Source organism: Pseudidiomarina sp. (assembly GCF_048268165.1).
In the GTDB taxonomy this organism is placed as follows: domain Bacteria; phylum Pseudomonadota; class Gammaproteobacteria; order Enterobacterales; family Alteromonadaceae; genus Pseudidiomarina.
Genome location: NZ_JBLWWA010000019.1, coordinates 1 through 9,651 on the forward strand (window position 1 = coordinate 1; position 9,651 = coordinate 9,651).

18 protein-coding genes are annotated in these 9,651 nt (G+C 54.3%); all 18 read left to right on the plus strand.

The genetic code is table 11. The features are described from left to right. A partial coding sequence (locus ACN0UY_RS12235; protein WP_417667450.1) for a hypothetical protein occupies positions 1-245 on the plus strand: 245 nt, incomplete at its 5' end. 145 nt (positions 246-390) lie between these two features. Next, on the plus strand, positions 391-609 hold the full coding sequence (locus ACN0UY_RS12240) for a hypothetical protein (RefSeq protein ID WP_417267542.1): 219 nt from the start codon (positions 391-393) through the stop codon (positions 607-609). Next, the gene (locus tag ACN0UY_RS12245) at positions 606-1,103 is read left to right on the plus strand and encodes a hypothetical protein (RefSeq protein ID WP_417267543.1); all 498 of its coding nucleotides are present in this window, start codon (positions 606-608) and stop codon (positions 1,101-1,103) included. The genes ACN0UY_RS12240 and ACN0UY_RS12245 overlap by 4 nt, the downstream gene beginning before the upstream one ends. A gap of 699 nt (positions 1,104-1,802) precedes the next feature. Continuing rightward, on the plus strand, positions 1,803-1,961 hold the full coding sequence (locus ACN0UY_RS12250; RefSeq protein ID WP_417267544.1) for a hypothetical protein: 159 nt from the start codon (positions 1,803-1,805) through the stop codon (positions 1,959-1,961). Beyond that, positions 1,945-2,310 (plus strand): hypothetical protein, encoded by a 366-nt coding sequence (locus ACN0UY_RS12255; protein ID WP_417267545.1) that lies wholly within the window; start codon positions 1,945-1,947, stop codon positions 2,308-2,310. Before ACN0UY_RS12250 ends, ACN0UY_RS12255 begins: the two co-directional genes overlap by 17 nt. Continuing rightward, the gene (locus ACN0UY_RS12260; RefSeq protein ID WP_417267546.1) at positions 2,294-2,875 is read left to right on the plus strand and encodes a hypothetical protein; all 582 of its coding nucleotides are present in this window, start codon (positions 2,294-2,296) and stop codon (positions 2,873-2,875) included. The genes ACN0UY_RS12255 and ACN0UY_RS12260 overlap by 17 nt, the downstream gene beginning before the upstream one ends. Further along, positions 2,872-3,546: a hypothetical protein gene (locus ACN0UY_RS12265; RefSeq protein ID WP_417267547.1), complete on the plus strand. Its 675-nt coding sequence runs from the start codon at positions 2,872-2,874 to the stop codon at positions 3,544-3,546. Before ACN0UY_RS12260 ends, ACN0UY_RS12265 begins: the two co-directional genes overlap by 4 nt. Before the next feature lie 223 nt (positions 3,547-3,769). Then, positions 3,770-3,892: a hypothetical protein gene (locus ACN0UY_RS12270; protein ID WP_302666842.1), complete on the plus strand. Its 123-nt coding sequence runs from the start codon at positions 3,770-3,772 to the stop codon at positions 3,890-3,892. A gap of 14 nt (positions 3,893-3,906) precedes the next feature. Beyond that, positions 3,907-4,713: a major capsid protein P2 gene (locus ACN0UY_RS12275; RefSeq protein ID WP_417267548.1), complete on the plus strand. Its 807-nt coding sequence runs from the start codon at positions 3,907-3,909 to the stop codon at positions 4,711-4,713. Between the two features lie 50 nt (positions 4,714-4,763). Continuing rightward, positions 4,764-5,177 carry a hypothetical protein gene (locus ACN0UY_RS12280; protein WP_417267549.1) on the plus strand — a complete coding sequence of 138 codons (414 nt, stop codon included), beginning with the start codon at positions 4,764-4,766 and terminating at the stop codon, positions 5,175-5,177. 183 nt (positions 5,178-5,360) lie between these two features. Beyond that, positions 5,361-5,774, plus strand: coding sequence for a hypothetical protein (locus ACN0UY_RS12285; protein WP_417267550.1), 414 nt, complete (start codon positions 5,361-5,363; stop codon positions 5,772-5,774). Continuing rightward, complete coding sequence (locus ACN0UY_RS12290; protein WP_417267551.1) at positions 5,771-6,127, plus strand: hypothetical protein; 357 nt, start codon at positions 5,771-5,773, stop codon at positions 6,125-6,127. The genes ACN0UY_RS12285 and ACN0UY_RS12290 overlap by 4 nt, the downstream gene beginning before the upstream one ends. Beyond that, complete coding sequence (locus ACN0UY_RS12295) at positions 6,127-6,708, plus strand: hypothetical protein (protein WP_417267552.1); 582 nt, start codon at positions 6,127-6,129, stop codon at positions 6,706-6,708. The genes ACN0UY_RS12290 and ACN0UY_RS12295 overlap by 1 nt, the downstream gene beginning before the upstream one ends. Beyond that, a complete protein-coding gene (locus tag ACN0UY_RS12300; RefSeq protein WP_417667455.1) occupies positions 6,705-8,183 on the plus strand; it encodes a sialate O-acetylesterase in 1,479 nt (492 codons plus the stop codon). The genes ACN0UY_RS12295 and ACN0UY_RS12300 overlap by 4 nt, the downstream gene beginning before the upstream one ends. A gap of 10 nt (positions 8,184-8,193) precedes the next feature. Further along, positions 8,194-9,078 (plus strand): hypothetical protein, encoded by an 885-nt coding sequence (locus ACN0UY_RS12305; protein WP_417267554.1) that lies wholly within the window; start codon positions 8,194-8,196, stop codon positions 9,076-9,078. Further along, positions 9,078-9,254: a hypothetical protein gene (locus ACN0UY_RS12310; RefSeq protein ID WP_159075196.1), complete on the plus strand. Its 177-nt coding sequence runs from the start codon at positions 9,078-9,080 to the stop codon at positions 9,252-9,254. Before ACN0UY_RS12305 ends, ACN0UY_RS12310 begins: the two co-directional genes overlap by 1 nt. Positions 9,255-9,256: 2 nt before the next feature. Continuing rightward, on the plus strand, positions 9,257-9,388 hold the full coding sequence (locus tag ACN0UY_RS12315) for a hypothetical protein (RefSeq protein WP_302666837.1): 132 nt from the start codon (positions 9,257-9,259) through the stop codon (positions 9,386-9,388). A 15-nt stretch (positions 9,389-9,403) separates the two neighbouring features. Beyond that, positions 9,404-9,589, plus strand: a complete 186-nt coding sequence (locus tag ACN0UY_RS12320) for a hypothetical protein (RefSeq protein WP_107719436.1) — start codon at positions 9,404-9,406, stop codon at positions 9,587-9,589. The last annotated feature ends 62 nt before the right edge of the window (positions 9,590-9,651 follow it).

Sequence of the window (9,651 nt, forward strand, 5' to 3'; positions counted from 1 at the left end):
AGCTGAGGCATAGGCGGCTTGGCATGGCGTTTTCAGATATCTCGTTGGCTTGCATCAGGGATGACGGTCTCAACGACGTTTTGCAAGACCTGAGCGCATGGCGCGAGAATGCACAATGGCGACGCAACAGGGCGGCCGAGGGGAAGGCAACGGATAAAGAGAAATCACCCAAATGGCGTTCATTTTTGAGGATGTCAATTAATCCTATAATTGGTATTTACATAAAACGTAAATACTACATGTAGGGTAGGGGGTTAAGGGCGGACAGTCCAGTTGTCAGCAGGTGCACCTGAGTAAACTAGAGGTCCGCCGACGCACACGGCCAAGTGTGAATCACCGAATAAACGGCCTCCCTCTTATTTACGCGCTAAGAATATACAGGTCAAGAAAATGGCGCGCGGGAAATACATAACTAAATTTGAAGAGGACTGTATAAAGTCCGGCTTTCACCACAAAGTCAAAAACGCCACAATTGCGCGCGCCCTAAATCGCACAAAACAGGCAATTGGCCGGAAAATTAAAGAAATGCAAGAGGATGGCACAATCAATGATGTGCCACTTTATCACTCAGAAATTGCTGAAATGCTCCTTAAAAATGGGGCAATATGATGAAGCACAATACGCAACCAAAATGGAAGCGCGTTGGCTTCGCAAATGATGCTGAATATAGGGCCGCTTGCGCAGCAACGCGCCGAACGAAAAGGGCTGCATTCCTTGCGACAGAGGCAAAACTTGCGCACCGCCTAGTTTTAGAGGTGATGTGGCAGAGAGCCGACTTTCACCGCCCATTTGTGAAGCTCACAAAGCGCGACATTATGGAAGATGCCGGACTTTGCCTGAAAACAGTTCAAAGAAGCCTTAAATTTCTCAGAAATGAGGGGAGCGTTTTCCCAGCGTCTGGATGGGAAGGCGGTTCAGGTAAGGCGACATTGTGGTCTCTCAGAGTGCCGGGGAGCAAGGGAACGCCCGCAGAAGAGCAGATAGAGTACCAGAAAGCCAAGCGTGATAGGGACGCAACATGGCGCTTCCTAAGTGGCAAATATGGGGCGCTTAAAGCAATTGAGATCATGGGGCCACCTGACAGCGATGACAGCACCGATTGAAACCAGCCCGCCACACGGCGGGCTTTTTTATGCCTGTGGATAACTTTTTAAATCAGTGAAAAAGGGGGGACATTTTGACCAAAAAAGGGGGGACATTTTGACCAAAAAAGGGGGTACAAATTATACCCCCCCTCCATGGTATCCAAAGATACCAACGAATAAGGCGGGCCGCTAGTCGCGACCCAACACGAATAAAGGCGATTGGGGATAGGTCACGCGACATGGTTGGCCAGTGTTGTGGATTTGGCAGTGGGTCGCGTGTGGATCGGCCAACCTTGAGAGTGTGGAGCTGTGAGGGCCTTCGGCCCGCTGAGAATGGTTGAGGTTTTCGAAATTTGGGAAAAGAGCCGTAAACATGTCGATTTTTGAACGGATGAAGAACGGGGAATGAACAAATCAGAACACAAAGGCGGGGCAGGGGGATCAATATGCGATCGGCACCGGAGGGGCAGGGCAGAGAGCGCAGGAAATCCCGAAAATCGGGGGCTGTGGCGCGATTGGATTGATTTGTGAGTGGATGTAGTCAAAACGCCTTAGATCGCCTGTAGCGGCCTTCTGAGGCGTTTTTTTGATTTATGGGATTCACACGCACAGTTTAGAATGATTATAAATTAGCTACCTAAGGTTGTGTGTGGCGATTTTAGGGGTGAAAATTCTAAATAGGAAAATCTGAAAATGAACTTCAAGGACCGGGCAAAGATGCTTAGGGCGCGCGCCGCTGATGCGAAGGCCGCGCCACTGTTTGAGCGCGCCAAAATGGCGGGCGATTTGGTGGACGATGTGACGGGGTTCCTTGTGGACCTATCGGCGTGTGTCGATGAACTCGCGAAAGGGGGCGATCATGGCAACGCCTCTTAAACGACAATTCGAATTAGAACCGGGAACGGTTTTGGGCACATGCAAGTGTTTTTCATGCGGCCAAAAGGTCCAGATCACCGCGAGCAAGACGGGTATGGCAATTTACAACTGCTATTATCCGCAGGGCGACACGGCAACGCCGTGCAATGCACATTTTCGGTGGGGCGGTGTGGCAAGCCGTGACATGCGGCGCAGTTACCTAGTTAAAGCGGGCGAAATTCAACCTACCAAGGTAACTAAGCCCGCCATGGTCCCGGCCAATGAAAACCGCGCACCGAGCGCCAACGAAAATGGCGCGCCGAGCGAGCCGAAAAAGAGCGGGGGAATGTTGAATGAATACGGGCTTTGAGAACGGCGAAAGTGGAAAAATCGAAATCCACCCAGAAGCCGCACACATGGCAAATTTGATTGTCGATGAAATCGAAGACGATCACGGGGCACAGGGCGTTTACACCGCCGAAGAAGCCGAGGACATGGCCTCTCAGATCGAAGCCGCGCCGGATCGTATGAGCCGAGAGGCGTTTTGTGCGCTTTGGGAAACCTCTTTCAACCTCCCTGCAATGATGTTGCCAGACCTAAAACCGCTGGCAATCACATCGGAAAAAAAGCCCGCCTCAGATGAAGCCGCAGACGCGGCTTATGATCTGATCGAAATGCACTTTCCAAGCCTGTTGCTTTCGACAAATGACACATTCGGAGCCATTGCCCGCATGTTGCCATTTATGATCCTGCAAGCCGGGGCTGTGCGCGCAATCCTGATCGAGCGCCGCCGCGCCAAAATTGAGGCTATGCGGCCAGTCAATAAACAAACCGAACCGCAGTTCAAAACACGCCGAGAGGCCGAGCCAGAGGCGGCAAACAAAAACGCCGCGCCGGGGCCTGTTGATTGGATGGATGCGGAGGAGGCCGCATGAGTTCCAAAAGCAACGCGGGCCGGGTAGGGGTCTGGGGTGCGTCTGGCTCTGGGAAATCCGCCTACACAAAGCAACGTATCGCCCAGCTAAAGCGCGTGGTTATGTTCGATCCTTTGGCCGAGTATGAGAACGCGAAAGCCGTTTCTCGCTTTATTGACGTTCAACGCGAAATCGCCCGAAACTGGCTTGGCTTCCGGGTGTCATATCGCCCCAGCATGGGGGCCGAAATGGAAGCGCTTGACAGATTGAGCGCCTTCCTGTTGCGGGTTCAGAAGCCGTTTAAGGACGGAAATCCGGGGCGAAATCTCACGCTTGTTGTCGAGGAAATGAACACGGCTTTCCCGGTATCAGGCGGCGCGCGCAATTGCCGAAACTTTGCTGAGATTTGTTCTCGCGGTCGCCATTATGGGATCGAAGTCATCGGCGTGTCTCAGCGTTTGGCCGAGGTTGAAACCCGGTTTCGTGGAAATTGTACTGAGACAGTAGTTTTCCGCCAAAAGGGGCCGCGAGACAAGACAGCGGCGGCGGCAGAGATTGGATGTAACCCTAATGACCTACCTAGGGAAAATCTGCACTATCTGCACGAGAAAAACGGCCTAGTAAGTAAGGGTAAGGTGACGTTTGCGGCCAACTCGAACCGCGCGCCGAGCGCCAAGAAAAAGAGGGCCTAAGCCAAAAAAAGCACGGCCTTATCCCTAGGTAATAGGGCTAGGTTTAACACCCAAAACATTCGTCCCTAATAAGGCCCCTGTTCTCAACTGAAACAGGGGCCTTTCTCTTGGCAAATTCTCTAACTCATACGGTAGCCGCTTCAGTCATTTCTGGCCTGATCGTCTTCTATTTGACGCGCCAATTTATGAGCGCCCCGCAAACTCAAAACGGGGTTATGGCCTGATGAAAAAGACCGATCTTAAATTGGTGGCAATCGTCACCACGTCCGTCATGTTGGCGGGCTTTGTCATGGCGCAGCTTTCTGACATCGAAATCGTCAAAACCGCTCGCAACGGCTTCAACTAAGGGGGGCCGCTGACATGCGCACCAACAAAAAAATGCCGACACCGCTGGGCATCGGCGCGGGTCAAACCGCATCGGTCCAGCTTCCTTTGGGTCTGACCTATCACATGTTCAACATTCGTATGAACATTGATGACGGGGGCACACCCACGGACGTTCCCGCCGATGATTGGGGCCTTTATCTCGAAGAAATCCGCCTCATTGTGAACGGTGACACCCGCATTCAGATTGACGCAGATGATTTGGTCAAGCTGAACAAGTTCTATGGCATCGAATTGACCGCTGGCGTGTTGCCTTTGTTCTTGTCGCGTCCGTGGATGCGCACACCGGGCGGCGAGGATCAAACCTCCTACGGCACGGCGGGCGGCATGGCCTCTTTTGCGCTTGAAATGGACATTGCCGATGGCGTGACCGTCAACAGCCTGAACGTATACGCCAAGCAATCGGCGGGCACACCTTTTGGCCCTCATTTGCGGGTCCAAAAGTTTGTTCACAACCAAGGCGTTACCGGTGAGGCCGAAATCGCGGATATTCCGCGCGGGGCTTATGCACTTGGCGCGCTTCACATCACCACCGATCAAATCGGCAAGTCTGAGGTGATGGTTGACAACCGGAAGGTTATGGACGGCGACAAGGCCACCCGCGAAGCCAATTCGCGCTATTCCAAGCGTGTCCCGCAAGCTGGTCTGACGCATATCGACTTCACCGAGGAAAACCGCATTTCCGAGACTTTGCCCATGGCCGTTTCTGACTTCCGCCTCAAACTCGATTTTGCCACGACCGGGAATTTCTCGATCTACGCCGAGAGCATTCGCGGGGCCTAATCAATCGCCGCGCCGATCTGGCGCGGCCTCAATTTTGAAAGGGGGCAAATATGGCTCTTAGCTACGGCAACAATATTCCTAAAGTCGGCTGGCCTGTCGATCCAGCCGAACGGCCACTCAGTTATGGATCGGCTGGTTCTGGTTTCAATGTTACTGATTGGCTTTTCGGTTCGTCGTCAAGCGGTCCGGGATATTCGGCTGGCGTTCCGATTGTGGGCACCTCTGGCGAGTACCTGGACGCTATGGGTTCTTCCGGCGTCAACACCACACAAATGGACGGCACCACGGGCTTTGCATCCGCGCTTTCTGGTCTTGCAAGCGCGGTTCTTGGGTCCATGGGCGCACAGGATGACACGCCACAGGCCACACAGGTTTCAACTAAGCAGGTCGCAGGTTTTGACGTGCGCACCATCGCGATTTTCGGCGTGATCGGCGCAGCGATTTACTACGTCGCCAAAAAGTAAGGGGGGCGAAATGGCAGGTGAAGCAGCGGCAACAGGACTTCCTCCCCTCTCACTTTCTGCGGGACCGTCTCAGGCTTCCGGGTCATCCGGTGGCACAACTTCAACAGGGGCCTTCATGTTCAAATCGGCAGACAAGACGCTTTGGCAACAGGTTTTCCCATATGCGATTTTGGGGGTTACAGCGTGGCTGATTTGGAAAAAGTGACATTCAATCTTGGGCGGTGGTCTGAAGATGCGGCGGACGATCTCCGCCGCATCGCAGATGTGACGGACCGCGACTTGAAAATCTACCGTGACGCCGTCTCTATCGGGCGCTTTCAACTCTGGGAAATCCATGAAGAAGGGCGGCGCGTTGGGACGCTCATTTGGTCGGTTCTTAAAGAGCCGGATGGCGTCACTTTTGTGATCAACGCGGCAGCGGTAAAGGGGCCTACGAAGTCTGATGTAACGGCGGCTATCACTACCGCCTTTGTTGACTTCGCCCGCGCCTCTGGGGCGCGCTCTGTGCTGGCTTGGACCGAGCGGGAAGGGCTGATGCGCAAACTTGAGCGGCAGCACGGCGCACGGCGCAAATATGTCATGGAGGTGACACTGTGAGCAGTTCCAAAAGCAGCACGGCAACCAGCCAAAGCACCTCAGATAACCGCGTTGCCGGAGACAACGGCGCAATTGGTGTTTCCGGGGGCGGCGATGTGTCGGTTCATATGGTGGCCGATGAAGCATTTGAAATGGGGATAGAGGCGCTGGCAGAAATGCGCGATCTTGCCGCAAATGCGATCTATTCGAGCGATAATGCGGCTAAGATGGTCGGTGACACTCTTTCTGGGGCCATGGCAGCGCAGCTTGAAGCGCTCAAAACCGAAGAGGGCCAACTGTCCTCGCAAATCATCAAAATCGGCATTCCAGCGGCGGCAATCGCCTTTGCCGTATCGCAAATTTGGGGGAAATAATGGCCGAAAATGTTCAGTATAAAGCGTACACTTACAAGGTCGCGGCAGGGGCTACTTTGCAGCTCACCCGCGCCGCTGAATTTGTGGTGTGCTTGGCATCGGATGCACCTTTTAAAATCAGCTTTGACGATGGTCCATTTACTGATTTTGAGCAGGGCCTCAAGTTTCGGACGCTGGCGGAGTTCAAAAAAGTCGCTGTGCAGAACAATGAGCCGGACGAAATCAGCGTAAAACTTGGCTTTGGTCGCGGTGATCTGACGGACGCGCGCCTTGTGTTTGCTGGCGCAATCAAAACTGAACCTCAAAGCCCATCGGGACTTGATATTTTCGGCCCTGTGGCTGTGGCTGCGGGCGCTGTATCGCAACTCTCTCCGCAAACTTATGGGAGAGGCGAGATTGGCTTGCGAAACTTGGGGGCGGATCGTGTTTGGGTGAAATCTTTGCCCAACACATTGGAAACTGGATGGCCGCTTGACCCATCCGAAACGCTGATTTTGACCACATCGGCGGCGGTCTTTGTGTTCAATCAAGGGGCCGCATCCGCTGAAATTGCCGTGTTTGAAACGGAGGCAAACGCATGAGCTATTTTTCTGGGCGCGGCGGCGCAGTTATGAGCGGCGCAGAAATCAAGAATAAGTACGAAAATGAGAGTGACACAAACGCCTTTACCGATGACGAAAAGGACCGTGTCTCTCATTTGCCCCATGAGCCTTATGTGATTTTGATCATGGGCCAGTCAAACGCGGCGGGGGCCAACAACGGAGGGCCAAACCCAGCGTCTCCGCTTGTGAAAACGTGGGATGGCGTAACGGGCGCATGGGGCGGATCGGACATTAATGGCTTGCCCTGGACACGCAGCAATCCACATGGAAACAACGGAAACAACAATTACGCTCTCGCGCGGGCTCATCGGATCGCAGACGATACAGGCCGTAAGGTCTATGTGATCTTTGATGCGGTGGGCGGGACGTCGATTGATGAATGGATCATTGGCGGCGTTGAAGGAGCATCTCGATATTACAATGCTAAGGCCAAGGCAGAGGCGGCTTTAGCTGACCTTGGCCGCACCAAAGTTGATGAGGTTATTTGGGCGCAGGGTGAAGAGGATTTCCAAGACAGTTTCACCGAGCATTTGGGCAACCTGACGCTTTTGCGTGATCAACTGCGCTCTTTGACATGGTGCGGCTCTGAGGTTCCTATCTACATGATGGGGCCGAGTGATTTGCATGATCGGTATCATTGGCAAAATGCGATGCAGTATTTTTGTGGCCGCGTTGATAATTCGTGCATCTATGTCCCGTCAAATGGGCTGCATACAGAGTACGGGGACACGGGCGCGGGCGATTACACTCATTTTCTGGGAGAAAGTCTGTGGGAGGCTGGTTACAGCCGTATTTCCAACGCAGCACCCGCCGAAATGTCACCCGTGATCTTTTATGGCCGGGGAAACGGACCAGCAAAGCCTGATGATGCAACCGCGCTTGCCACGTTTTCTTCGCTGGTGTCGCGCGATAGTTGGATTGATGGCGATGCGCCCAACGGCCCCGCCGCTACTGGCTCTTTTAGCTGGGGTTTTGGATGTGCGGCTGACGGCAATTATACCGCAGCGTTTGGCTATGAATGCACTACCCACAACCTTTCATCCTACGGCGCTGTTTTTGGCCGAGACGTGAAAACGAACAATGGTTGCAACTACTTTTTCGGTTCTGGTTATCAGATTGATATAAGCGCCTATTATAGCTTTGCAGTCGGTCGCGGTCATATTGTGGCAGACCTGTATGGCGCGGCTATTGGTGGATTTTCCAAGTACACAGCCTCGGAAACAGACCCCGTGCGATTGCAGATTGGCACAGGCACAAGTGCTGCGGCGCGCAAAAATGGCTTAACAATCCGTGAGAGCGGTGCGGTCGAAATCAATACTCCCGCGCAATCTTATGATCCTTCCCAAAATGGTGAGGTCATGTTCCGGCGCGTGGATGGAAACAACACAAAAATCGAAATTGCGTTTCGAGGCACTGACGGAATTGTCCGTTCGGCTCAAATCGACTTGGCTTAAGGGGGGTAAAATGTCTGATCTTTTCGGAGCTTTGATCGTGGGCGGCGCTATGGCTGGCGGCGCGTATCTGTGGAGCCAAAACAAGGCCAAGCAGCAAGAAGTTTATGAGATTGTCCCGGCCTCATATCCGGCCAAAAACGACACCAAAGACGCGATTTTGGGCTGGGGCTTGGAGACGCTTTTCGGGGCGCTCACCGGGTCCAGCACATCCGGGGCATCGGCTGGCGGCTCTGGCGCGGCGTCTGGCAGCGCCACAGCGTCTCAGGGCAGCGCAGGGGCATCAACAGGCGGCAGCTTGTTGGATAGCCTCTTGGGGAGCATTTTGGGCGCCTCTGGCGGGGCCTCGTCCTATTCTGGTTCTGGCGGTTCGTCCGTAGCACCGAATGCAAGCGCGATCTTGGCGCTTATCCGTCGCGCAGAGGCACCGCAGGGCTATAATTCGGTCTACTATGGTTCAAAAATCCAACCGCCGCGCCCGATCACGACAATGACCGTGGCCGAGGTGATTGATTATCAGAAACGCAGTGTCTCGGCGGGATCTGCATCATCCGCGGTTGGCGCTTACCAGTTCATCAAATCGACGCTTTCCGGGCTGGTCGGGTCAACGGTTCAATCCGGCGAGATTTTCGGTGTTGCGGCTCAGGATCGGGCCGCAATGGCGCTTTTGCGTCGGCGCGGGTTTGACCGCTGGGCGGCGGGGTCTCTTTCTGACGCTCAGTTTGCCCAAAACCTTTCTCAGGAATGGGCCGGATTGCCCGCGTTCACACGCGATAAACGGGGCCGCACAGCGACGGGGCAAAGCTACTATGCGGGCGATGGCCTGAACGCCGCGACCGTGTCTCAGGCGCAGGTTTTGGCGGCTCTCGGGGCCTCTGGTTCGGGGGGGTATGCATAATGCCGTTGATTATCTGGGGCGGTGTCGCCTTGGCAGGGGTCTATGGGATCGGATGGGCCGCAAAAGAGGGCGGCGAGGCGATGGACAGCACCGCCAACGCTCTCAAGTGGGCTGCGATCGCCGGTGGCGTCTATGTGGCCTACAGCGCGGCTAAATCGGCGGGGGTGATCAAGTGATTTTGGATTGGTCTAACGCGCTCGATCTGGGGCAATTCGCCGTTTTGGGCGGCATTTTCTACCGCTTGGGCGGTCTCACCAAGGCGCACGACGACTTTACCGCGCGCCTTGGTAAACTCGAAACCAAAGCATAAAAAGGGGTAACCAACATGCTGAAAAGTCTCATTATTTCTCAATTTGCAGGGCCGATTATCCGCCACGGTGCAACCGTTGTGGGGGGCTATCTGATCGCCCAAGGCTGGGCCGATGAAAGCACAGCCGGGGAAATCGTCGGCGGTCTGGTGGCCGCTGGTGGTTTGATCATGTCTTGGGCCGACAAGGCAATTCGCGTTTAAAGTCAGTGGTTTAGTTCAGATACATGAAGCGCCGCGCGAGAAATCGGGCGGCGCTTTTCTTA